At 67.8% G+C, this 23,666-nt stretch carries 23 protein-coding genes; 3 read left to right on the top strand and 20 right to left on the bottom strand.

The genetic code is table 11. The annotated features are described in order from the left end of the window. Positions 1 to 14: 14 nt before the first annotated feature. A complete protein-coding gene (locus tag JWQ81_RS27865; protein ID WP_297546110.1) occupies positions 15 to 1,373 on the bottom strand; it encodes an MFS transporter in 1,359 nt (452 codons plus the stop codon). 189 nt (positions 1,374 to 1,562) lie between these two features. On the opposite strand from JWQ81_RS27865, the gene JWQ81_RS27860 reads away from it, so the two are divergent. After that, positions 1,563 to 2,141: a PaaI family thioesterase gene (locus JWQ81_RS27860; protein WP_297546108.1), complete on the top strand. Its 579-nt coding sequence runs from the start codon at positions 1,563 to 1,565 to the stop codon at positions 2,139 to 2,141. A 76-nt stretch (positions 2,142 to 2,217) separates the two neighbouring features. Here JWQ81_RS27860 and JWQ81_RS27855 read toward each other — a convergent pair whose 3' ends face one another. From JWQ81_RS27855 to JWQ81_RS27775, 17 genes are all read right to left on the bottom strand, one after another. Next, on the bottom strand, positions 2,218 to 2,430 hold the full coding sequence (locus JWQ81_RS27855) for a DUF397 domain-containing protein (RefSeq protein ID WP_366942343.1): 213 nt from the start codon (positions 2,428 to 2,430) through the stop codon (positions 2,218 to 2,220). 229 nt (positions 2,431 to 2,659) lie between these two features. Beyond that, positions 2,660 to 4,120: a hypothetical protein gene (locus JWQ81_RS27850; protein ID WP_297546106.1), complete on the bottom strand. Its 1,461-nt coding sequence runs from the start codon at positions 4,118 to 4,120 to the stop codon at positions 2,660 to 2,662. A gap of 14 nt (positions 4,121 to 4,134) precedes the next feature. After that, positions 4,135 to 4,653 (bottom strand): DUF3558 family protein, encoded by a 519-nt coding sequence (locus tag JWQ81_RS27845; RefSeq protein ID WP_297546402.1) that lies wholly within the window; start codon positions 4,651 to 4,653, stop codon positions 4,135 to 4,137. 32 nt (positions 4,654 to 4,685) lie between these two features. Then, positions 4,686 to 5,180: a hypothetical protein gene (locus tag JWQ81_RS27840; protein ID WP_297546104.1), complete on the bottom strand. Its 495-nt coding sequence runs from the start codon at positions 5,178 to 5,180 to the stop codon at positions 4,686 to 4,688. Positions 5,181 to 5,625: 445 nt separating this feature from the next. Next, entirely contained in the window at positions 5,626 to 6,177 is a 552-nt protein-coding gene (locus JWQ81_RS27835) for a hypothetical protein (protein ID WP_297546102.1), read from the bottom strand. Positions 6,178 to 6,208: 31 nt separating this feature from the next. Then, positions 6,209 to 6,979, bottom strand: a complete 771-nt coding sequence (locus JWQ81_RS27830) for an ESX secretion-associated protein EspG (RefSeq protein ID WP_297546100.1) — start codon at positions 6,977 to 6,979, stop codon at positions 6,209 to 6,211. Positions 6,980 to 7,020: 41 nt separating this feature from the next. After that, on the bottom strand, positions 7,021 to 9,411 hold the full coding sequence (locus tag JWQ81_RS27825; RefSeq protein WP_297546401.1) for a serine/threonine-protein kinase: 2,391 nt from the start codon (positions 9,409 to 9,411) through the stop codon (positions 7,021 to 7,023). Positions 9,412 to 9,956: 545 nt separating this feature from the next. Next, positions 9,957 to 10,907 carry a glutamate ABC transporter substrate-binding protein gene (locus JWQ81_RS27820; RefSeq protein WP_297546399.1) on the bottom strand — a complete coding sequence of 317 codons (951 nt, stop codon included), beginning with the start codon at positions 10,905 to 10,907 and terminating at the stop codon, positions 9,957 to 9,959. A gap of 23 nt (positions 10,908 to 10,930) precedes the next feature. Continuing rightward, positions 10,931 to 12,367, bottom strand: coding sequence for a hypothetical protein (locus JWQ81_RS27815; protein WP_297546098.1), 1,437 nt, complete (start codon positions 12,365 to 12,367; stop codon positions 10,931 to 10,933). Positions 12,368 to 12,472: 105 nt separating this feature from the next. Further along, positions 12,473 to 13,159: a response regulator transcription factor gene (locus tag JWQ81_RS27810; protein ID WP_297546096.1), complete on the bottom strand. Its 687-nt coding sequence runs from the start codon at positions 13,157 to 13,159 to the stop codon at positions 12,473 to 12,475. After that, on the bottom strand, positions 13,156 to 14,304 hold the full coding sequence (locus tag JWQ81_RS27805; RefSeq protein WP_297546095.1) for a histidine kinase: 1,149 nt from the start codon (positions 14,302 to 14,304) through the stop codon (positions 13,156 to 13,158). Before JWQ81_RS27805 ends, JWQ81_RS27810 begins: the two co-directional genes overlap by 4 nt. A gap of 23 nt (positions 14,305 to 14,327) precedes the next feature. Next, positions 14,328 to 14,510 carry a hypothetical protein gene (locus JWQ81_RS27800; RefSeq protein ID WP_297546093.1) on the bottom strand — a complete coding sequence of 61 codons (183 nt, stop codon included), beginning with the start codon at positions 14,508 to 14,510 and terminating at the stop codon, positions 14,328 to 14,330. A gap of 73 nt (positions 14,511 to 14,583) precedes the next feature. Further along, positions 14,584 to 14,799: a heavy-metal-associated domain-containing protein gene (locus JWQ81_RS27795; protein WP_297546091.1), complete on the bottom strand. Its 216-nt coding sequence runs from the start codon at positions 14,797 to 14,799 to the stop codon at positions 14,584 to 14,586. Between the two features lie 77 nt (positions 14,800 to 14,876). Next, a complete protein-coding gene (locus JWQ81_RS27790; protein WP_297546089.1) occupies positions 14,877 to 15,080 on the bottom strand; it encodes a cold-shock protein in 204 nt (67 codons plus the stop codon). Between the two features lie 239 nt (positions 15,081 to 15,319). Further along, on the bottom strand, positions 15,320 to 15,496 hold the full coding sequence (locus JWQ81_RS27785; RefSeq protein ID WP_297546087.1) for a hypothetical protein: 177 nt from the start codon (positions 15,494 to 15,496) through the stop codon (positions 15,320 to 15,322). Between the two features lie 23 nt (positions 15,497 to 15,519). Beyond that, complete coding sequence (locus JWQ81_RS27780) at positions 15,520 to 16,455, bottom strand: fatty acid desaturase (protein WP_297546085.1); 936 nt, start codon at positions 16,453 to 16,455, stop codon at positions 15,520 to 15,522. Positions 16,456 to 16,717: 262 nt separating this feature from the next. Continuing rightward, positions 16,718 to 18,370, bottom strand: coding sequence for a thiamine pyrophosphate-dependent enzyme (locus tag JWQ81_RS27775; protein WP_297546083.1), 1,653 nt, complete (start codon positions 18,368 to 18,370; stop codon positions 16,718 to 16,720). Between the two features lie 135 nt (positions 18,371 to 18,505). Here JWQ81_RS27775 and JWQ81_RS27770 point away from each other — a divergent pair, with 135 nt between their 5' ends. Both JWQ81_RS27770 and JWQ81_RS27765 read left to right on the top strand, forming a co-directional pair. Next, entirely contained in the window at positions 18,506 to 19,789 is a 1,284-nt protein-coding gene (locus JWQ81_RS27770; protein ID WP_297546081.1) for a hydroxyacid-oxoacid transhydrogenase, read from the top strand. Beyond that, complete coding sequence (locus JWQ81_RS27765; RefSeq protein WP_297546079.1) at positions 19,786 to 20,193, top strand: thioesterase family protein; 408 nt, start codon at positions 19,786 to 19,788, stop codon at positions 20,191 to 20,193. Before JWQ81_RS27770 ends, JWQ81_RS27765 begins: the two co-directional genes overlap by 4 nt. 84 nt (positions 20,194 to 20,277) lie before the next feature. Here the strand turns inward: JWQ81_RS27765 and JWQ81_RS27760 are convergent, their stop codons facing one another. Together JWQ81_RS27760 and JWQ81_RS27755 are read right to left on the bottom strand one after the other, a co-directional pair. Beyond that, positions 20,278 to 21,996 (bottom strand): ABC transporter ATP-binding protein, encoded by a 1,719-nt coding sequence (locus tag JWQ81_RS27760; protein ID WP_297546077.1) that lies wholly within the window; start codon positions 21,994 to 21,996, stop codon positions 20,278 to 20,280. Next, the gene (locus JWQ81_RS27755) at positions 21,993 to 23,660 is read right to left on the bottom strand and encodes an ABC transporter ATP-binding protein (protein ID WP_297546075.1); all 1,668 of its coding nucleotides are present in this window, start codon (positions 23,658 to 23,660) and stop codon (positions 21,993 to 21,995) included. Before JWQ81_RS27755 ends, JWQ81_RS27760 begins: the two co-directional genes overlap by 4 nt. Between the last annotated feature and the right edge of the window lie 6 nt (positions 23,661 to 23,666).

Raw genomic sequence — 23,666 nt, 5'->3', positions numbered from 1 at the left:
TGCCGCCGTCGGAGTCAGCGCGAGGCTGACGCCAGGTGTCCGCTCTGGTCCGCGGTGTCGATGTCGCGGATCGGGACCTGCGCTGTCTCCGGGATCCGCATGATCGGGATGATCGCGATCACCGCCGCGGCCATCAGGTAGTACGCTGGCCAGTCCTCGTTCCCGGTGGATTTGATCAACGCGGTCACGATCACCCCGCACGTCCCACCGAACAACGACGTCGACACGTTGTACCCGATCGCGAACGAGCCATAGCGAACTCGAGTCGGGAACATCGCCGGGAAGGTCGAACCGATCACGGCGAGCATCAGCACCAGCAGGAACGCGACGATCGCGAAGCCGACCACCAGCCACAACGTGCTGCCGGACTGCATGAGCTTGATCGACGGCCAGCTGAGCACGATGAACCCGATCGCCGCGGTCATCAGCATGGGTTTCCGCCCGATCCGGTCGGACAGCGCGCCGAGCGGCAGGATCAGCGCCATCTGCGCGATCTCCACCCCGATGATGATCAGCGTCGAGGTGTTGTCGTTGATCTTCAGCGTATCCGTGAAGTACGTCGGCATTGTCGTCAGCAGCATGTAGTCCGCGACGTTGAGCAGGATAACGATCCCGATCAGGTTGAGGATCATGCGCCAATTGCGCACAAAGATCTCGCGCAGCGGAGCCTTCTTCGGCTTGGTGCCGGTCGCTTCCAGGTGCTTGAACTCCGGGGTGTCCTCGAGCCGGTTACGGAGGTAGAGCCCGATCAGGCCCAGCGGCAGCGCGACGAAGAACGGGATCCGCCAGCCCCAGTCGGTAACCTGTTGTGCGCTCAGGGAAAGCGTCACGGTCAGCACGACGAGGTTACCGAGGACGTAACCAGCCAGCGTGCCGAGCTCGAGGAAGCTGCCGAAGAAACCACGTCGTTTGGTCGGTGCGTACTCGGCGATGAACGTCGCGGCGCCGCCGTACTCGCCGCCAGTCGAGAACCCCTGGATGAGGCGTAGCAACAAGATCGCGATCGGAGCGCCGAGTCCCATGCTGTAACTGCCGGCGTACGTTGGCAGGCAGCCGACCAGGAACGTGCAGCCGGACATCAGCAGAATCGTGACGGCGAGGACCTTCTGGCGGCCCAGTTTGTCGCCCAGTGGGCCGAAGAACGCTCCGCCGAACGGTCTGACGATGAAGCCGACGGCGACCAGTGCCAGTGATTTGAGTACGGCGTTTCCCTCGCCAGGAAAGAACACCGTGCCGATCGCGGTGGCGATGGCACCGGAGGTGAACACTCCGTAGTCGTACCACTCGGTGGCGTTACCCATCGCCGACGCCAGCACGGCTCTCCTGACCGTTCTGGGGTCTACGGCCGGTTCTTGTGTCGCTGCCTCGGACATTTGGCGACATCCTCCTCGGTGCGTATCGCTGATCAGACAGGTCGTTGGATCAAGTCGTCGACCCTAGTGTTTCTCATTGGGGAATAATCGGCAGAACAGAAATTTTCTTACAAGATCTTTCCTGGGTGGCTTTTCACCGGGGGTGACGCCGGTGCTCCGGTGCGTGAGGCGGCGGGTTAGCGTCAAGCCATGACCAGATCTGCGCAGCCGTGGCCACCGGTGGATGTCGAGCCGGCGGTGGCACATCCGAAAGCCCCCGCGCCGGGCAGCGAACTGGGCGTTCACTTCCATGAGTGCTTCGGGTGCGGTGACAATCTTGAGGGCGGGCTCCACCTGCGGTCGACCGTCGGTGAGCAGGAGACCGTGCAGTCGGAGTTCGTCGTCACCGCCGCCCACCAGGGCGCGCCGGGACTCGCCCACGGCGGCCTCCTGGCGTGCGCGTTCGACGAGGCGCTCGGCTCGGCGGTCGGCAACATGATGCGGCGGCCCGCGGTGACCGGACGGCTGGAAACGGACTTCAAACGCCCGGTCCCGGTCGGCTCGACCCTGTACATCACCGCGAAACTCGACGGCATGGCCGGCCGGAAGATCTACGCCAGCGCCGACGGCCGCCTCAACGCGCCGGACGGCCCACTAGCAGTCCGCGCGCGGGCACTGTTCGTGATCGTGGACTTCGAACACTTCACGACCCACGGTGACGCCGACGCCCTGAAGACCCTGAGCGCCGCCCGCCAGAAGGTCGAACGCTCCTGGGACATCAACCCTTGACGCCTGAGACTCGTGAGTGTTCCGGCCGCTTAGAACCTGGATAGAACCGGCCGGAACGCTCACGAGACCCGACCAGCTAGGCGACGCTCGCGCGGAGGAAGGCGGCGAAGGCGTCGCGGGCGATGAGCAGGGTGCCGCCGTGGGGGTCTTTGGTGTCGCGGACACCGACGACCTCGCTGCCGCTGCCGACCCCGACGCAGTTGGTGTCGTTCCCGCTGAAGCTGGACTTCCGCCAGGTGGACTCGGGCTGCTCGGCGGACATCGCGGGGGCCTCGTGCGCTGTAGGCAAAATTTGCAAGGTGATGTTGGGCAGGTCGCTCAGTTACAGCAGCCATCCAGCGTGTCGAGCTGAGGCATCGAATTCCAGGACGAGGACGGCACACCACATGCCCTCACCTGGTACTCCGACCGCAGCGGGACTGCAGTTACGCCTCAGCCGGGCGCGCGCTCATCCGGGAGGGCCGGGTCGCCGACGTCGAACTGACGTACTTCGACGAGCTCACCGACCGCCCGTGAAGCTAGCCTCCGATGGTCGGCGGGGCGATGACCTCGCCATCAGGTCCGCGCTCCGCGTTGAGCCCGAAGACCTCTTCGGCATCCTCGGAAAGGTCGTACTTGCTCTGGTGCTCCTTGTCCTCTTCCTTCTTCTTGCCGCCACCGCCGGCTCCGGAAGCACCGTTCGCACCAGCCTTGGCACTCGCCGCCGACCCACCAGGCGCCACGCGCTCACCTGCCGCGCCGCCGGCCTTTCCGGCACCGCTGCTCTTGCCGTTCCCAAGCTGTTCCTCGGTGGCTCCGACCCCGGACTTGGCGCCGCCACCAGAAACCCGAGACCCTGCGAACCCGGACCCCGGACTCTTGCCGCTCCGGACGATGTCCTGGCCCGAACCCGCGCCGCCACCACCGCCGCCCGGCATCATCGACAGGTCGCCAGCAGGCCGTATGCCACCACCAGGCGTAAACCCGCCGCCCGGCCCACGGAACCCACCCGTCGGCGCGTTCGACCCGTTGAACCCGCCGCTGGACGCACCCGCACCAAGGCTGGATCCGCCACCCGAGCTACCCCCAAGCCCGCCGGCCGGGTTGAACCCACCCTGGCCACCAACCGCACCACCGCCAGCACCACCGCCACCGGTGCCGCCGAAGCTGCCACCGCCGTTGCCTCCGCCACCAACCATGCTGGTGCTCGCACTACTCGCCGTCGTCTGCCCGTCCTGATTGATCGGGGGCGGCGGGCTCAGCGCGGGCTGAGTACCCGCCGTTGTGTGGTACGTCGAGTCCATGTCATGCATGACCTGCACAGCCTGCGCATGCGCAGCGTCAGCCTTCGCCTGCTGCGCAGGAATCGCGTTAATGGTGTTGGCCCCTGCCATCAGGTCGCCAGAGGTCAACTGCTGAGTGGCCTTGTCCATCGCGGCCTTCTGATCGAACCCCGTGGGCGGAGGCATAGCCGTCTGCGCGTGACCAGCAGCGGCAGCCTGCTGCGAGTAGTGGTTCGAACTCAACCCCGCAGCGTCACTCGCCTGCGCCGCATAGTTACCAGTAGAGGCGAAAAACCCATGAGCCTGCTCCGCCGCCGGCCCCTGCCAATCAGCCTGACTGGCACTCGTCGCGCCCGTGAAAGCATCGGACGTGCTGGCAAGGAAATTGCCGAGCTTGTTCATGATACGGCCGTACTCGTCGATGGTTCCAACAGTGAGGTTGGTGTTCACCATGTCGTGAAGCTGTTCGTGCGAGTACGCGGCGTAGTTGGCATCCGGTGCCGGGCCGTCGCCCCGTGTCACGTTGTTCTTCAGCAGTTGGTCGCTCTGGGAGACCGAGTACTGAGACGCAGCCTGCTCGGCCACCTTGGTCGCGGAGTCGTGCTCGCTGGCCTTGTCCTCAGGGGACAACTGCGGCGGCGGCTTCGCCTGGGCATTGTAGGCATCGCCGTAGACGTCCGCTTCGTACTTGCGCTGCTCCGGCTTCGGCTGAGTCACGGCTGAACTCCCCCTCAGTTGTTCTTCGGCAACAAACGCTCGATTTTAGTCGCGACCTGACCAACAAAATCACAGGCTTGGGCTGTCGTTCCCGTTGACAGAGTTGCAAGGACGATGACCCTAGAGTTGGGCTTGACCTCCATCACCACGTCGCAACCACCCTCACCACTGACAGTGTTCTGCAGCTGGACGGACGGGCGACCACTGATGTCGCCTTCAGTACGAGTGCCGTTGGCCGGCAAATTCGTGTTGTATGGCTGGCCAGCCTGGAGCTCCATGCCAATATTTCCAAAGCCTGGCTTCTTGGTTCCGCACTGTCGCCTACTCGGGTCGATTACGGGATCAGGCTGCGAGGGGGGGAAGCCTTGCCCCGCAACGGCCTGATCGACGAGCACACAAGTGCTCAGCCCCGCGAACGGGTCGCCCGTGTTGGAACTCGCAGACGTTGTAGGGCCGCTACTGGAAGACTCGGGATTGGGCTGCCCATTGACTGTACTGGTGCAGCTTGCCAGGACAGCAACAGCGAGCGGCACGAACACCGCAACAGTAAGACGGTTCCGGCGGTTCACAGATCCCCATTCAGCTTGGTGAGAGACTGATTGTGGGCTTCGTCGGCCTCGGAGTAACTTTTGCGAGCTATCTCCAACGCCTCAAGGGCTTGTTCGACGCCACTCTTCATCAGATTCAAGTTGGGGATGAGCGATTGATCGTCACCGCCGGCAACCTTTACGTTGAAATTCGCCACCTGGTAGGCGTAGGGGCTTGACCCCATCGGAGCCGGATAGGCAACGGTCCCAAGGTCGTGAACGACGTCCGTGTAGCCGTCCAGAAAATCGGTACAAGCCTTCTTGTAGCGGTCGAAGCCCTCCTGGCTGATGGCGAAGCCGCCGCTCAGAGCCAAGGACTTCATCTGCTGCCCAGCCTGGCTGATCCGCTGCGCTTGGGCGGTGTCAGTCGGGGATGCGTTGCCGAAGTCGGTGAGAAAGTTGAGTGCGGCGTCACCAGCAGCCGGAGGAACTACCGTCGCCGGTCCGTCGAAGTGTGCGCCGGTCTCAGCCATACCTGCCCCTCCCGTCGTCGACCACCCCGCGTGGCGACACGTTCACTGTAATGGTGACGCACGGGGCGTGTCAGTGGTTCCCTCCAGACAGCTGTCACCTGCGGTCACAGGTTATCGCCTCATGGAGCTATCGACGCAGGTGGGAGCACTCTGACGAGACAAGTGGGTAGCGAATTCCGCCATCCACGAGGTCATCGGCGAAGGTGACGAAACCGGCAGTCAGACTCTCCACTGTGTCGATTCGAAGCCAGAGCGAGGCAACGAAACTGGCGATCGCTTCATCGCCCCTGTGACCACGGACGAGATACTTACCGGCCCTGACCTGCATGAATAGTATGTTGCCACGTTGTATGCTGCACACAGAGCACCTTGACACCCGTACTCGTAGGCGCGTCGAGGAGTACCCGTGTCACTTGAAGGCCTGGGGCACACCTGCAACTCTCTCTCAGCGGACCTTCGGCAACAACGGCTCGACCTTGGTAGCGAACTGCCCGACGTAAGTGCAAGCGTCGTCGGTCGTACCCGTCGACAACGTGACACCCACAATCGCCCTTGAGTTCGGCTTGACCTCCATCACGATGTCACAGCCATCGAGAGTGCCAAGAATATTCGTGGCCTGGATGAATGGACGCCCATTGAGATGACCAGACCTACCTGTACTACCCGCAGGTAAGTCTTTATCGAACGTCGCGCCAACCTGGACTTGAATACCAACGGTTCCGAATTCGGGTTTCTTGGTTTCGCACTCCCGCCTACCAGAAGCGACGAAATCAGCGTTGGGCTGCACAGCAGGAAAGCCCTGACCAGCGACGGCTTGATCGACAAGGGAGCACAGATCGATTCCCGCGAACGGGTCGGACACTGAGCTGCCAGGTGCCGGAGTGGTTGCACTGCTGCTGACGACTGCAGGATTGGGCTGACCACTGACCGTACTTGTGCAACCAGCGAAGGCGACGAGAAAGAACGGCGCCACCGCGACCAGGCATCGGCGGTTCACAGGTCCTCGTTCGGGTCGACAAGTCGGTGAGTCACCTGCGGTCGTCGGCGATGCTGTCGTGTAGCCATCGGCGCAGGTGGGAGCCGTCGGACGGGACGAAGCGGTAGCGGGTTTCGCCGCCGGGGAGGTTGTCGGTGAAGGTCAGGAACCGGCCGCCGTCGGTGTCGAGGAACTGCACCGAGCCGACGTGGTGCAGGGTGCCGAGGCCCTGCTTGACGGACAGTTCCACCGAGCCGTGGCGGTGCAGGGGCCAGGCGGCGAACCGTGCGATGGCTTCCTTGTCCGAGACGGTGTTGCGGGGGCGGCGGGCGCTGATGAGGCTTTCGTCGGAAAGGTCCCGCTCTGGCGTGGGGGTGCCGCTGACGGTCACCAGTTCGCGCAGGGGGACGGGGTTGTAGTGCGGCAAAGCGCCGACGACCATGTCGACGAGCCGCTCGGCTCTGACCTGGGTGAACAGGATGCCGCCGTCGGCGTTGTGCTCCGAGAACACGCCGAGGCCCTTCGCGGACGCAGCTCGGTAGTAGACGTGCCGCTGGTCGACGAGTTCCGCGGCTCGGACGTTGATCAGCACGTCCGGCTGTGTCCAGGTGCGCAGGGTGTCTTCGACGTCGAGGTCCAGCTTGTCGCCCCTGGCCAAGCCCCGCCGACAGAGCGCGTCCCAGGCGTCCGTATGGGCCTTGACGTGCTCGTCCACGGTGAATCCCACGCTGGGGATTTCGAACGGACGCCAGTTCGGTGGCAGGCCGGCACGTTCGACGGCCACCGCCACCTCGGTCAAAGCCAGCGAGAACTCCTCAGGCACCTGCGTTTCCCCTCGATCCGCTCACACCACCGAGCGTAGCGTCACGTCAGCGTGCGGGGGCGGATGGCGTTGGCCCGGTCGACGAGCTCGACACGTTGGTCCGTCGTACCGGCCAGCCTGGCCAGCGTGCGGTAGCAGCGTTCGAGCCCGAGGCGCAGGTCACGTTCGGCCAGCGCGCACCCGAGCACTTTCGAGCTGGTCTGTGCCTTGTTCCCCGAGGCCCGCACCCACGAGTGTGCCGCCTCGAGGACCTCGGCGGACAACCTGGTGCGCCGTTCGGCGTCGAGTGCCAGCCGCTCCAGGCGGACGCCGGCTTCCACCAGATCGCGCTCCGCGATCGGCGTGGTCTCCTTGGGCCCGCTGAGCCGCGTCTTGATCTTGATCGCGGCCACCTGCGCCGCGACGAAATGGGTCGAGGACTGCGCCACCGACTCCAGCACCTCGATCGCGCCCGCACGTGCTCCCTGCGCGAGATACACCCGGGCCAGGCCGAACGCCGCGCTGACGTAGGTGTGATCGGTGCGCCAGACCAGTTCGTAGTACCGGGCTGCGCCGAAGTAGTCGCCGACGCCCTCAGCGCTGACGGCGAGCGCCAGCTTGGGGGCGATCTCGCCGGGCAGCTCGTCGTAGGCCGACTCGAACGCCACGTGCGCGACACGCGAACGGCCACCGGCGAGCTCGATCAGCCCCCGGTACCAGTCGATCCGCCAGTCGTGCGGGAAACCTGCCTTGATCGCGAGGTACTGCGCGGCCTGCAGCTGCCGCTGGGCCTCGGCGAACTCGCCCAGCTCGATCCGCGCACGCACGATGCGCAGCCGGACCTCGATCGACTCGCGCGGCGCACCGGCCAGCGACTCGATCGCCTCCCGTGGATCGGCCGAGGTCAACGTCGCGAGCACACCCGCCGCCGGGTCGTCGGTGTCGGCCTGCGGCACCGGCAGGCCCATGACGACTTCGCGCGCGTCCGGCAGCGGAACGCTCTTGCCGGGCTCCGGCACGACCATGTCGACGCCGAAAGTACGGCTCTCCGGCCCGAATACGGTCGACGCGCCAGGGCGCGGCTCGCCGGTGCCGAGCGCCATGATCTCGCGCAGCACCCCGGTGAGCTGGTCGGCCATGTCCTCGGCGGAAATGAACCGGCGATCCGGGTCCACATGCGTCGAGCGCTTCAGGAACCGGTAGTAGGAACCGAAAAGCGAGAAGAGCGGGATCTCGTTCGGCGCCGGCAGGGCCGCCTTGTACTTGGTGGTGTACCCGGTGAACTCGAAGCTCAGCACGGCCAGCGTGCGGCCGACGGTGTACAGGTCCGACGCCACCGAAGCACCCTGCTTCGCCAGCTCCGGCGCGCTATACCCGGTGGTGAAGAACAGCGGGCTTTCGTAGTCGTCCATGCGGCGCACCGCGCCGAGGTCGATCAGCTTGAGCTGCTCGTGGGTCTGGATCACGTTGTCGGGCTTGAGGTCGCAGTACAGCAGCTGCTGCCCGTGCAGATACCCCATGGCGGGCAGGATCTCCAGCCCGTACGCGATGACCTGGCTGATCGGCAGCGGTTCGGGGCGCTTGGTCTCCCGGTGGTGCGCGAGCGCGAGCTGACGCAGCGACTGACCGCCGACGTACTCCATCACGATGTAGCCGACGGAGTTGCCCGTCTTCGCGTCCAGGTGCTGGACGAAGTTGTGGATCTTGACGATATTCGGGTGCTCGACCTCGGCGAGGAAGCGCTGCTCGTTCGCCGCGGCCGCCATCGCGGTCTCGTCACCGGTGTCGATCAGTCCTTTGAGGACGACCCAGCGGTTGCTGACGTTTCCGTCCTGTGCAAGGTAAATCCAGCCGAGACCGCCGTACGCGAGCGCACCGAGGACCTTGTACTGGCCACCGACGATCTCCTTCGGACTGAGCTTCGGGACGAACGAGAACGGGGTCCCGCACTTCTCGCACACGCCTTCGGGATCGCCGGGTTCGCCTCCGGCGCCGCGCCCGACCTTCGTCGAACAGCTGCTGCAGAAGCGCTTTTCCTCCGACACCATCGGGTTTTTGAGTACCGCCGACGCGGGGTCGAGATACGGCACCCGCGGCACGTCGACCAGCCCGGCGCCGAGCCGGCCACGACGCGACGTGCGCGACGACGTCCGGCGCCCGGTGCCCGGGAACGAGCCCGAGCCTGTCCCGGAGCCGGTTCCCACTCCGGTCCCCTGGCTGCCGCTACCGGTCCCCGTGACCGGCCCAGAACCAGTGCCCCGATCCGGGAGCACGCTTTCGGTGCCGGGGTCGGGCAGCGCCACGTCGGAGCCGACCGCCAGCGGCGCAGGCGGCATGATGCTCTGCGTCTCCGGCGTCGGCGAGGACAGGACACTGGTCGGCTGCGGGTCGCTGGGCGCTTCCCGATAGGGCTGGTTCGGCGGCGCGACGACCGGGAACTCGCCTGGCCGCAGCGTCGGCAGATCGGCGAACTGCGACTGCGGGGGTCGCTGCTGCGGTGGCTGCTGCTGTTGAGGCGGCTGCGGTGGCTGTGACTGGGGCTGCTGCTGTTGAGGCGGCTGCTGCGGCGGGAAGCCTTGCTGCTGCGGCGCGTACGGCCGGTTGCGTGGGGCCACGGGCGGACGGACGGGCTGCTGGTACACCGTGCGCTCGGCGACAGGCGGCTGCGCGGCGGGCGGCGGAGCAGCGGGCGGCGCGGCGGGCTCCGAAGTGCCCCTCAGCACGTTCGGCGACCTGGTCCAGCCGGTGCCGGGCTCGTCGACGGGCTCCTCCTTGGCCTCCGCGATCTCACCGGACACCGAAGGCTCGGCCTCCCCTGACTCCCAGCGAAACGGCGGCGGTGTCCACGGAGTGGCCTCGGCTGACTCGGCTGCCCCCGTTTCGTCCGGCGCCGCGTGCCGAGGACGGCGTGACTCCTCCGACACAGCTACCTCCCGAGCTTCCCGCGACAAATCCCGTACATGATCCTAGGCCGTGAACGCGAAAACCTGCCGCGCCGCTACTTGTACTGCGCCTGCGGCGGGCTCAAGCCCGGTAGCCGCGGCTGGATCCAGCGCTGGTAACTCGACTGCCACGGCCCGTCGCTGCGCACGTGTTCGAGCACGGCGTTGACGAACTGCACCATGTCGTCCTCACCCTTGGGGATCCCGATCCCGTAGTCCTCTTCGGTGAACGGGTCGCCGACGATCTTCAGTGTCGGGTCCTGGGCGGCCATGCCTGCCAGGATGACGTCGTCGGTCGACACCGCGGCGACCTGTCCCTGCTGCAGCATCACCAGGCAGTCCGACCAGTTGTCCACCGACACCGGGACCGGCTTCGACGGATCGGATTCGATCTTCGTCAGCGAGGTGGATTCCTTGGTGGCGCAGACCCGCTTGCCGGCGAGATCCGTGAGCTTGGCGACGGGCGAGTTGCCGGTGACCAGGATCCGCTGCCCCGAGACGTAGTACACCGTGGAGAAGTCGATGTCCTTCAGCCTGTCGCAGGTGATGCTGTAGGTCCGGACCACGATGTCGACGGAATGTTTCTGCAGCACTGGCACGCGCTGCTGCGACGAGATCGCCTTGAACTGGATGTACTTCGAGTCGTCGCTGCCGAAGATGGCCTTCGCCACCGCCTTGACCATGTCGATGTCGAAGCCTTCGAGCGTGCCCGTGGTGGGGTTGCGAAACCCGAACAGGAACGTCGTCTGGTCGACGCCGGCGATCAGCTTCCCGCGTTCCTTGATCTTCTCCATCGTCGAACCGTTCAGCACGGACGTGCCGTTGGTCGGCCGCTGGCTGGCCAGCGCGTTGCAGGTGTTCACCGTCGTGCCGCTGCTGGTCTTGTCGGCCCCGCCGACGTCCGCCGGCTGCGGCGGCGAGACCGCCCCGACCGGCGCCGGGTCCGTCGGCACCCCCGCGTTGCCGCACGCCACCGTGAGCATCGCGACGGCGGCCAGGACGACCATCCGCGCAGCGCGCTTCTTCCTGCTCACCGGTACTCCCTCAGCCGTTCGCGGATCCCGATCGTCGCGCCGGCCGCGGCGACCACGGCGAGTACCGCGAGTCCGGGCGCGAGCGCGGTCAGCGCGCGGTCGGCGCCCCGGGTCTCGTCCAGAAATCCTTGGCGCCCGACCGTGATCGCGGACACCAGGTTGCCGTCCAGGCGGCCGAACGCGCCGGCGGCGCCGTCCGGTTTCGTGGCGTCGACGGCGTTGTCGACGGCAGCCTGGTACTCGCCACCGTCGTCGAGCAGCCGGACCTGGGTGTGAGCCGTGAGCCAGGCGTCGGCGTCCCGGATCGCGGCGTCGACCTGCTGCGACGGCCCGCCGCCGGCGGCGAGCCCCTGTGCCTCGCCGAGCAGGCCGCTCTTGCCGTCCTTGCCGACCAGCTGCGCCGCGAGCCCCTGGAAGTCCTGTTCGTACGTGGCACCGTCACCGCGCGCCACGAGGGTCAGCGTCTCGTCGGCTCTGGCTTGCAGCGCCGCGATGCGGGTGCGGACCAGGACGTCCACCTGGTGGCTTCCGCTCGATTGCCCGCTGTCGACGAGCACGCTCTGCACGATGAGCCCGACCGAGCTCCACAGCAGGCCGAGGACGACGGCGCCGGTGGCGACCACCAGCCCGACGTTCAGCACGCGGTTGGTCTTGCGTGTGAGGTACACCTGCGTGACCACCAGCGCGGCGAGCGACAGGAGCACGAGCAGCAGCGTCCACCACGGGAAGCCGTTGGCCTCGTCCTGTTCGGCGGAGAGGCGGTCGGTGTCGATCCGGTACAGGTCCTGCGCGGCCGGCAGGATCTTGACGCGCATCAGCTCGGACGCCTCGCGCAGGTAGGACGCGCCGGCCGGGAAGCCCTGCCGGTTGTTGGCCCGCGCCGTCTCGACCAGCCCGGTGTAGACGGGGACCTGCTGGCTGAGGATGTTGACCTGGGCGGCCGCGTTGGCCACGCCCGCGGAGTCCGACGCGGACTTGGCCAACGCGGCGCCGGCCTCCGCCACGTCCTGCTCGTAACGCTGGCGAAGGGCCGGCGGCTCGGTCCCGGTGGACAGGAACGCGCTCGCCGACGTCGCGTCGGCGTCGGACAGCGAGCGGTACACCTGCTGCGCGGCCGCGGCCAGCGGTTCCCGCTGGTCGATCAGGTCGTTGATGGTGTTCTTCTTGCCCTGCACGGAGACCGTGGCCACCACCCCGGTCACCAGGATGAGCAGGACGAGCCCGACGGCGATCACGGACAGCCGGCCCGGGGTCGTCGCGGACGACCGGATGATCCCGCGCACGGCGGTGGCCGGCAGGTCCAGCAGACCGGCGATCCCGGTCCGCTCGCGCCCGCCCTGCGGCTCGTTCCCCGCGGCTGGCGGCTGCGGACCCGGACCCGCTGGTGGCCGAGGGCCTCCCGGCGCCCCCGGCCGCGTGGCAGTGCTCGTCATGTCGGCAGACCTCCCCTGTTTACGGGGTGAAAGGTAGCCGAGTCGGGATCGACCCAGCCAGCGACACCACGGCTGGGACCGGTTTGAAGCCTCGGCGTAACCCGATCAGCCCTGTCCGAGTTCGTGTCGTAACGCGTAGCGCACCGCCTCCGCACGATTGCGCACGCCGATCTTCGCGAACGCGTTGTTGATGTGTGTCTTGACCGTGGCCTCGCCGATGAACAGGTCGGCGGCGATTTCGGGATTGTTCAGCCCGGCGGCGATCAGCCCCAGCACCTCCGCTTCCCGGGCGGTCAGGCCGTCCGGGAGCTCGACCTTCGGCTTCGGTGCTTGCAGTGCTTTCGATGCTTTCGGTGCCAAGCCGTTGGACACCGTGGCTTCCAGCGCGGCGACCAGCCGGCCGGACACCGTCGCGGCGAAGGTGGACTGGCCGGCGACCGCCGACCGCATGGCCGCCGCGATCTCCGCGCGACCGGCGTCCTTCGTCAGGTAGCCGCGCGCGCCGGCCCGCAACGCCCCGGCGATGGACTCGTCGTCGGCATAGGTGGTCAGCACGATCACGGCGGTCTCCGGATGGTCGCACGTGATGCGCCGGGTCGCCTCGACGCCGTCGAGCACCGGCATGCGCAGGTCCATCAGGACGACGTCGGCCCTGACGCCGTCGAGCAGGTCGACCGCCTGCCGGCCGTCACCGGCCGAACCCACGACGTCGACATCGTCGAGCAGGCCGAGCAGCGCCACCAGGCCCTCTCGCATCACCTGCTGGTCGTCGACCACCACCACCCTGATCACCGCACGACCTCCGCTGTCACTTCCCAGGCGCCATCGGCGCGCCCCGAAGTCAGGGTCCCACCCGCGAGGGCCAGCCGCTCTCGCATGCCTGCCAGGCCATAGCCGGGCGAGGGCGTCGTAGCGGACCCTTCCTGCAGGTCATTGCGCACGCGCAGCCGGACGGCTTCCGGGGAGAAGTCGAGCGACATCGTGATTTCGGCTCCCGGGGAGTGCTTCGCCGCGTTGGTCAGCGCCTCCCTGGCCGTGGCGACGAGCGACACCGTTGCCCCCGAAGACACCGGATGCGCTGCCCCTGCCGGGGTGAAGTGCACGGCCACTTGATGGTCCCCGCGGTGGCCGTCCGCAAGTGCTTCGAGCGCGTCGGTCAGCGACGGCACGTCCCGGCGGAGCGCGACGACCGCGTTGCGTGCTTCGGCAAGCCCGTCCGCGGCGAGCCGGCGCGACCGCCGGATCGTCACCAACGCGGCGTCGACGTCCTGCGACTCGCTGAGCAACGCCTCGGCGAGTTCGAGCTGAACCCCCAGTGCCCCAAGGGAATGCGCGAGGACGTCGTGGATCTCGCGGGCGATGCGGGTGCGCTCGTCGAGCGCGGCGGCCCGCGCCTGCTCGGTCTGCGCGCGGCGCGTCTGCTCGAGCAGCAGCTCGGTTTGGGTGGCCTGGACCTCGTACTGCCGCCGGTTGAGTCCGAAGAGGACCAGCACCAGCATCAGGGAAGCGTTGCCCAGCGCCTCCCAGCCCGAAGATCGGCCGGCGAAGAACGGCGCGAACGCCAACGCCATGTCGACGACGCTGATCAGCGTGATCGCCACGACACTCGGCGACACGAGCGTGGCGAACCGGCCGAGCATGATGACGGCCAGGATCAGCGCGGACGAGTCTGCGGCAGAGCCCAGCGCCACGGCGGGCAGCACCGCCGCGACGCCGAGCAGGCCCGCCCCGAATCTCGGCCAACGTTGTTCCGTGACCACGAAAACAACCCAGCCCGCCGCGCTCACCGCGTAGCAGGTCCAGACCGACGGCGAGCTTTCGGGCGTGGTGATCAGGGTCGCCGCGATGAACAGCGTGCCGAGCACCTGTACGACGAGCCAGCCGGGCGCGATCGTGTCCGGCAGCAGCGGCCGCCGCATGCCCTTTCGCTCACCCATCAGCCGATCTCACCACGGACCCGTCAGTGATGATCGCTGAGCCGGGTCACCAGTTCGATCAGAATCAGCCGATACGCGAGGAAACCGAGTAGCAGCACCACTCCGGCGACCGCTATCGCGATCCACGCCTTGCCCTTCAGCTTGCCCCCCTGCAGAGATTCCTGTGCCCTGTTCGCCGCCAGCCGGATCAGTTCGTTTTTGTCCATGGCGAGAACAGTAGGAATCAAGCGGGGTGGATCGGGACCATCGAGGGGTGGAGACCCGGGTGGAGATCGCGAGTCAGGAGACGAGAACGGCGAGTTGGTAACCGGCTTCTTCGACGGCGGCGCGGACTTCGTCCTCGGCGAGCGGGGATTCGCTGGTCACCAGGACTTCACCGGTGGCTACCTCGACGGTGACTTCGGACACACCGGCGAGTCCGGTGAGCTCTTCGGTGACGGACTGGGCGCAGTGGCCGCAGCTCATCCCGGTGACGGTGTAGCTGGTCTGGGTCATGCTCGGGAGTGTACGAAAGAGGCCGCCACCCCGATCGGGTGACGGCCTCTTCACAAAGCTGAAAACGTGACGCTGACTCAGATCACGTTGACCGCGGTGGCCTGGGGGCCCTTGGCGCCCTGGCCGATTTCGAACGAGACGCGCGCGTTCTCTTCGAGGCTACGGAACCCGTTGCCCTGGATCTCGCTGTAGTGAACGAAGACGTCGCCGCCGCCGTTGTCGGGAGTGATGAAGCCAAACCCCTTCTCGGAGTTGAACCACTTCACGGTGCCCTCAGTCATAAAAAGTCTCCATATGTAACAAACAAAACGAGGAAGCCACTTCAGCAACCCGGGTCGAATATCAGACGGTTTGCTTCCTCGCGATCGGAGGAGACACTACGCCCGCTAAGCCTTGCGAGCGTGAGCTAACACGAACACAAAAACTGAGACCGCCGGAAGTAAAGCACAGGTCGGGGGTAGGAGACAACCCGACTCACCCTGCCAGGCACACCCGGCGGCCTCGGGACTGGCAACACTAGTTACTCGCCGGTTGCCCCGGAGGCGGCCACACCGGCCCCGAACGGAGAGCGCTTCATCGCGTCGCGATCGGTGGCCACGATAGCCGTGTCGTGTGTCTCGGTGACCGCGCTGAATACGATCGGCGACACCCCCGAAGGGGAGTTGGTCTTCTCGTGCCGCGTTGTGTCCTCGGCCATATCTGCCCCTTAGTCTTGACTGTCTAACGATCCGCGGTGATCCGGCTCAAGCGGGTGGGTGTCGGCCAGCGGACCTGGGTGGCCCAGCCGAACTTCTCGAAGATCCAAATCAGTCGCGCGGAGATGTCTAGCTGCCCCCGCAGCACGCCATGTCGAGCGCAGGTCGGGTCGGCGTGATGCAGATTGTGCCACGATTCGCCGAAGGACAGGATTGCCAGCGGCCAGAAGTTCGCAGCTTTGTCACGACTGGCGAACGGACGCTCCCCAATCATATGGCAGATGGAGTTCACTGACCACGTGACGTGGTGAAGCAGTCCGACCCGGACGATCCCGGCCCAGAAGACCGCGGTCACCCCGCCCCAGACCGACCAGGTGATGAGCCCGCCCACGACCCCGGGCAGCAGGAAGGTCACCGCGACCCACAGCGGGAACAGTTTGTCGACTATCCGCAGGTCACGGTCGGCAAGCAGGTCCGGTGCGAAGCGCTCGGCGTTGGTCACCTCACGCTCGAACAGCCAGCCCATGTGGGCGTGCCAGAAGCCCTTGGCGAGTGCCGCCGGACTGGTACCGAACAACCACGGGGAGTGCGGGTCGCCGACCCGGTCGGAGAACGCGTGGTGCCGCCGGTGGTCGGCGACCCACATGATGACCGGGCCCTGCGCGGCCATGTTGCCCGCCACCGCCAGCGCGATCCGCAGTGGACGCTTGGCCTTGAACGAGCCGTGCGTGAAGTACCGGTGGAAACCCGCGGTGACGCCGAGTCCGGTGAGGGCGAAGAAGAAGACCCCGATGCCGATGTCCAGCCAACTCAGCCCCCAGCCCCAGGCGAAGGGCACGGCAACGGCGAGCGCGACCACCGGTAACAGGACGAAAACCTTGACCGTTACGTGTTCCGGCAGCGAAGTCGTGCCGGAGATGATCGGTTTCGCGGGCCGCACAGGGGTTTCGGTTGCCGGCATGTACACCTCAAATTATCGGGGGAAGAGCAATTTCGTGATCACCAAAGACGCGATCCGGCGGTGAAGGCGCGTCGACGAAAATACATTTCCGTCCGGGCAGGGGCACTGTGCCAACTCTGCATACCTCCGCGACGGTACCTGAGGGCCACCCCGGACGCCAGGATCCGGCGAGAAAACCCTGTTTGCCACACCAAAAACTCACAAAGTGGGCAGTTTCTGAATTTCTGCTGAGAACTGTGCCGGGATGTGTCGAGCCGGCCGGCTACTCCCGACGAGCGGGACGGCTCGCGGCAAGCAGGGTGCTCAGGCGGACGTCCGGAGTGACGACGTCGGGGTCCGTGCGAACGTCGATGACACACGGTCGCTGGCGGACCAGCGCGCTGGTGATGATCGGCTCGAGCTCCTCACGGTCGTCGACGGTGTACCCCGCCGCGCCGAGCCCGCGCGCCCACGACGCGAAGTCCACGAGCCCGGCGGACACCCCCGATAGCCGTCCGTGCGCTTTCGCCTGGTGCACGGCGAACGGGCCGTGGAGGCCGCTCTGGAAGACGATCACGATGACCGGCGTGCGGTAGCGAACGGCCGTCTCGATCTCCTGGCCGGTCGTCAGCGTGCCGCCGTCACCGACCATCGCCACCACCGTCCGCCGCGGTTCGGCGAGCTTCGCGGCCACCGCCGCGGGCACCGCGTACCCCATCGCCGCGTTGCTCGGGCCGAGCTGGCTGCGCGGCGCGGTGAAGCACCAGTAACGGTGGACGAACTGCGCGAAGTTGCCGGCGTCGCTGGCGACGATCGTGTCCTCGGGGGCGAGTTTCCGCAGCACGCGGACCACATCGGCGGGGTGGATACGGGTGTTGCGGCTGGTGTCCGGTGGGGTCATGAACGTGTGGACAGCCGCGTTGGCGGCCGACGCGGCGCGCCGCTCGCGCGGCGTCGCGAGGGCTCGCAGTTCCTTGACGAACGGCTCGACCTCGGACTCCACCCGGAAGGTCAGCCCGCGCCTGCTGCCGAGCTCCGGGAGCCCGGTGCCGACCATGACCAGGGTTTGCGCCGCCGTGGGATAGCGGTAGGACTGTGTGGTGACCTCATCGAGCTGGGCGCCGAGCGCGAGCACCAGGTCGGCGCGTTCCAGCGCGTCGAGCTGCCGGGGCGGGATGCCGAGGCCGAGATGTCCGGCGTAGCGCGCGTGGTTCTCGGGGAAGGCGTCCTGCCTGCGGAACGCGGTGTAGACGGACAGGCCCAGCTCGTCCGCGGCACCGATCAGCTCCTCCCTGGCCGAACGCGCCCGGCCGCCGACGATGACCACCGGGTAGCGGGCTTCGTCGACGAGCTGCGCCACGGCGTCCGCCGAACGCCCGAGCCCGCCGATGACAGGTGGCCGGGCCGAAGCGACCGGCCTCTCGGAGTCGAACGGCACTCCCCACGCGTCACTCGGCACGCCGAGCACCGCCGGGCCGGGCCTCCCGGACCGCGCGATGAGCAGTGCCTCGACGAGCAGCCCGGGGACGTCGTCGGGCTCCTCGGCCAGCGCCGTCCACTTCGCAAGCGGCTCGAACATCGCCGTCAGATCGCTCGTGGGGTGACCGCCAGTGACCACCGGGGTCGACGGCGGCGTCTCCAGCAGGACCACCATGGGCGTTTCGTCCTGATACGCGGTCTGCACGCCGATCGCCAGGTTCGCCGCCCCCGGTCCGCGGCTCGCCAGCAGCACCGCGGGCTGTTCGGTGAGCTTGCCGTCGGCCTCCGCCATGAACGAGGCACCACTGTCGCTGCGGGCGGCGACAACCGCGATCGACGGCTCGCGCTGCAGCGCGTCGAGCAGCTCGAGGAACGACTCGCCCAACACTGCATAGACGCGTTGGATCCCAGCCTCGGCCAGGACGCGTACGCCCGTCTGGGCGACGGACGACCCCACTTGATGTGTAATACCGCGAAGCTTCGCGGGCGGCGATTAGTCCAGTCAAGTGATCTTTCCCTTAATCACGGTATCTCCGGGGGAAAGTCGGTTTTGACCGTTGTCAGCACACTTGAGCGAGGGAGAAACAGCACAGTGACCTCGGCCAACGAACGTGAAACTGTCTTCACATATGGGGCCCCGGCCTTGAAATACGGGCCGGGATCGAGCGACGAAATCGGGTACGACCTCCTCGGCTACGGGGCCCGCCGGGTGTTGGTGATCACCGACCCGCGGGTCGCCGCGACCGGCTGGCCGGCCCGGATCGCCGAGGGCATCGCCGGGTACGGGCTGGAGGTCGAGGTCTTCGACGACGTCCACGTCGAGCCGACGGACGTCAGCATGCAGAAGGCCGTCGACTTCGCGCGCGGCAGCGGGCCGTGGGACGCGTTCGTCGCCGTCGGCGGCGGGTCGAGCATCGACACCGCGAAGGCCGCCAACCTGCTGACCAGCAACGAAGGCGAGCTGATGGACTACGTCAACGCGCCGGTCGGCGGCGGCCGCGCGCCGGCGTTGCCGCTCAAGCCGCTCGTCGCGGTACCGACGACGACCGGCACGGGCTCGGAAAGCACCACGGTCTGCGTGCTCGACGTTCTGTCACTGAGAGTGAAGAGCGGGATCAGCCATCTGCGGCTGCGGCCGACGCTCGCCGTTGTCGATCCGCGGCTGACGGTCAGCCAGCCGGCGGGGGTCACCGCGGCCAGCGGAATGGACATTCTCTGTCATGCGGCCGAGAGCTACACGGCCAAGCCGTACACCGAGTTCGACCGCAAGCGGCCCGAAGAGCGGGTGCCCTACTGCGGTGCGAACCCGCTGGCCGATATGTTCGCCGAGCAGTCGCTGCGGCTGCTGTCGTGGGCGCTGCCGGCGGCCGTCGCGAACGGCGAGGACATGCGGGCTCGCGAGGCGATGGCGCTCGCCGCGACGTTCGCCGGGCTCGGGTTCGGCAACGCCGGCGTGCACATCCCGCACGCGAACGCGTATCCGATCGCCGGTCAGGTCCGTGACTTCCATCCAGCGGGCTACCCCGACGAGGAGTCGATGGTGCCGCACGGGATGGCGGTTTCGCTCACCGCGCCGGCCGCGTTCCGATTCACCTACGAGGCCGCGCCGAAGCGGCACGAGCACGTCGCCCGGCTGCTGGCACCGGATCTGGAGTGGCCCGGCGATGCCGCCGAGCACCTGCCCGTGGTGCTGATGAACCTGATGCGGGAGATCGGCATCCCCAACGGGATCGGCGCGGCCGGCTTCCGGGAGTCCGATGTGGACGAACTGGTGCAGGGCACGCTCAAACAGCAGCGACTGCTCGCCACTGCTCCACGTGAAGCGTCCGAAGAGGACTTGGCGAAGATCCTGCGCGATTCGGTGGAGCTCTGGTGACGTATCCGCATTGGCAGCTGGTTCCGTTGCGCTGGAAGGACAACGACGTCTACGGGCATGTCAACAACGTCGTCCACTACTCGCTGATGGACACCGTGATCAACACCTGGCTGATCGAGCGCGGCGGCCTCGACATCGAGAACGGGGACACGATCGGGCTGTGTGTGGAGTCGCACTGCAACTACCACGGCTCGGTCGCGTTCCCGGAGACACTGGCCATCGGGCTGCGGGTGGCGCATCTCGGGAAGTCCAGCGTCCGCTACGAGATCGGCATCCACCGCGAGGACCGGGCGGAGGTCATCGCGGAAGGCCACTTCGTGCACGTGTTCGTCGACCGGAAGACCCGCCGCCCCAAACCCCTCGCCGGCCCCCTCCGCGCCTCCCTGGAACTCCTCCGTCCCTAACCCCCGCCGCCCCGGCACCCACAACTCGACGGCGACTTGCGGTCCTTGCGCACGCTAAGCATCGCAACTCGCCGTCGAGTTGCGTTAGACGGTGGTGGGAGTGGGGGTGGTCCAGGCGGACATTAGGGCGGCGTAGCGGGGGGAGATGGTGAGGAGGGTGGGGTGGTCGCCCAGCGAGGTTTCCTGGCCGTCCATGACGAGGACGCGGCCCGCGCGCAACGCGGACGACAGGCGGTGCGCGATGACGACGAGCACTCCGCCACGCGCGGCGAAAGCCCGCTCTGCCAACGCTTCCGCGCCCGGGTCGAGGTTCGACGTCGCTTCGTCGAGGACGACGATCCGCGCCGGCCCGACGTAGACCCGCGCCAACGCCAGCAGCTGCGCGTCGGACGCCGAGACGCCTTCGCCTCCATGCCCGACTTCCCCGGACAGCCCGCCGAGACGCTCGATCAACCGGCCCGCGCCGACGGCTTCGGCCGCAGCGAGCAACTGGGCGTCCGACGCGGACGGCGTCAGCAGCGCGAGGTTCTCGCGGACGGTTCCCGCGAAGACATACGCCTCCTGCGGGATCAACGCGACGAGCCGGTGCCGCACGTCCGCCGGCACGTCCCGCACCGGCACACCGCCCAGCAGCACCTGCCCTTCCTGCGGCGCCAGCAACCCCGTGAGCAGCCCGGACAGTGTCGATTTGCCGATTCCGCTCGGCCCCACGACCGCCAGATGCTCCCCCGGCGAGAGGTCGAGGTCGAGCCCCCGGACAACCGGTTCAGCGCCGGCGCCCCAGCCGAACGTCAACCCGCGGACGGTCATCCGCGCGTCGGAAGGCACAGCGTGTCCGTCGACCGCGTCGGGTACTTCGGTCGTCTCCGCGAGCCGCCGCAACGCCACGAGCAGCCGCAGGATGACCGTCCCGGCCGTCGCGGCGAGCCCGCGCAACGCCGGCTGCAGGGTGGTGGCCAGGTAGACCAGCGCGCCGAGTGCGGCTCCGGCGGTCAGCGTCCCCGACGCGACCATGCCCGGCGCGATCAGCAGCGACAGCAACAGCGGCAGGAACCCGCCGACGGTGATCACCACGGTCCGCAGCGCCGTCGAACGCGCCATCGCCGTCGCGGCCGCGGCCTGCCTGTCGACGGCGTCGAAGATCTCCATGCTCGCGATCGGTTCGGCACCGCACGCGACGACGTCACGCATCCCGACCAACGTCGTGCCCGCGATCTCAGCCGTGCGCTCGTCGGCCAGCACCGCGATCCGCTGCCGCCGGGCAAGGGTCGGCAGCAGGCAGGCGAACAGTGCGAGCGAACCGACGACAGGCACAGCCACCAGCCAGGCCAGCGAACCGGCGACGCTGAACAGCCCGGCCATCGCCGCGACCATGGTCACGACCATGCCCCTGGCCTGCACCAACAGACCGCCGGTGGCATCACGGACGATCTCGACGTGCTGGGTGATCCGGGCGACGCCGCTGGCGTCCGGGGTGTTCCGCGGCGGCGTCGGATCGTGCAGAACCCCCCGCACGACAGCCGTGACGAGCACATCCCGCATCGGCTCGATGACCTTGCCAAGCTGGTGCCAGACGAGCCGCGAACCCAGCGCGCCGACCACCGCGACCAACCCGAACACGGCCAGCCAGCCCACTCCCGCCGACGTCTTGCCCGCGGCGAAACCCCGGTCGACGGCGAGTTCCACCAGCCGTCCCGAGAAGAACGCGGGCACGCTCTCCAACACCGAGCAGCCCAGCAGGACGAGCCCGCCGCGCCACTGCTCGGCCAACGCCGTCACATACAGCCCGGACAGGCCCTTCACGTCTCGTCCTCGGTGAACACCTTGCGGTACGCCGGTTCCCGCCACAGCGCGTCGTGCGGCGCGACGGCCCGGACCCGCCCGTCCTCCAGCCACGCCACCATGTCCGCCCTCGCCGCGGTGGTCGTGCGGCGGGTGACGACGATCCGGGTACGGCCGGGCAACGCCGTGTCGATCGCGTGCTCGACAGCCGCTTCCGTGACGGTGTCGAGGCTCGCCGTCGCGTCGTCGAGGATGAGGACGCGCGGGTTGTGCACGAGCGCCCGCGCCAGCCCGAGGCGTTGCGCTTCCCCGCCGGACAACGGGGTTTCGGTCAACGGCGTGTGGTAGCCGTCCGGCAGGCGGACGACGACGTCGTGCACCTGCGCCAGCCGGCACGCCGTGCGAACGGCCGTGTCGCCCGCCCACGAGCCGTAGCCGACCGCGTCGGATACCGTGGCGCCGAGCAGCGCCGGCCGCTCGAACGCGTAGCCGATGACGGCGCGGAGTTCCTCTGGACGCAGTCTCGACATGAGTGCGCCATCGAGCAGCACCTGCCCGCTCCTTGGCGCCCGAAGCCCGCCAAGGACGCTTGCCAGCGCCGATTTCCCCGAGCCCGAACGGCCGACAACGGCTAGATACGTGCCGCCCGTGACGGTCAGGTCAAGCTCTTCGAGCTCCCCCGCCACGGACACGTGTCGCAGTTCGATCGTGCCGCCGCCGTGGCGGACGCTTCGCGTGCCCGTCTCCGGGATCGGCTCTTCGAGCACCTCGGCGATCCGCTCCGCACACGAACGTGCGCGGGAAAGTGTTGTCAGCACTGGGATCTGGGACACCATGTTCATCCCGAGCGCCACGTAGCCGAGCACTGCGAGGACGTCGCCGACGCCGAGCCGACCGGCCGCGAGCCCGAACCCGGCCGCGACCAGCACGGCGACCTCGACCGCGGGCAGCAGCAGACCGGCCCGCCAGACCATGCGTGCTTGGGTGCGCCAGATTCCGCGTCCGGCGAGGTTGAGTTCCGGCAGCGGACGCAGCACCCGGGCGGACTCGCGATCGGCGATCCCGGACGTGGCGATCGTGCGCAGCCCGGCGACCGCGTCCAGCAGCCTGGCCGACAGCTCACCGGAAACCCGTTGGTAGCTCAGGACATCGGTGGCCGTGGCCCGCAGATGGCTGCGGGCCAGAAACAGCGCGAGCGGCACGCTGGCGACAAAAACCACGGCCAGGCGCCAGTCGAGCAACGCCAGCAACACGATCGCGCCGGACGACAGCAGGACCGAACACCCGAGCTGGACGAACAGCGCCGACACGCCGCCCGCGTTGAGGCAGTCGACGGTGAGCCGGCTCAGGGCGTCGCCTTCGGCGAACTGAGAGCGCGTGCCGAGGGCGAGCAGATGAGCGGAGAGCTTGCGACGCAGCCACGCCGTCGCCGAGCTGGTCAGCTTGACCGCGACCAGACCACCGACGATGTCGGCGGCGGCTTCCACGACGCCCACCGTGAGCAGCCAGAGCACCTGCGGCAGGCTGCCTCGGCCGGCTATCGCCGCGTTCGCGGCCGACGCCAGCGCGCCGGGGAGCAACAGCCCGGCTGCGGTGGCGACCAGCGCCACGACCACGGTCAGGCCGAGCCGGAACCGGTCGAGGCCGGCTACCTCGGCCAGCAGCCGATCTCCCGGTCCCGACATGTGAAA

Origin of the sequence: Amycolatopsis sp. (assembly GCF_025464955.1) — a bacterium.
In the GTDB taxonomy this organism is placed as follows: Bacteria; Actinomycetota; Actinomycetes; order Mycobacteriales; family Pseudonocardiaceae; genus Amycolatopsis.
Note: the sequence above shows the minus strand (reverse complement) of the source record. Positions and strands in the feature narration are given on the sequence as shown.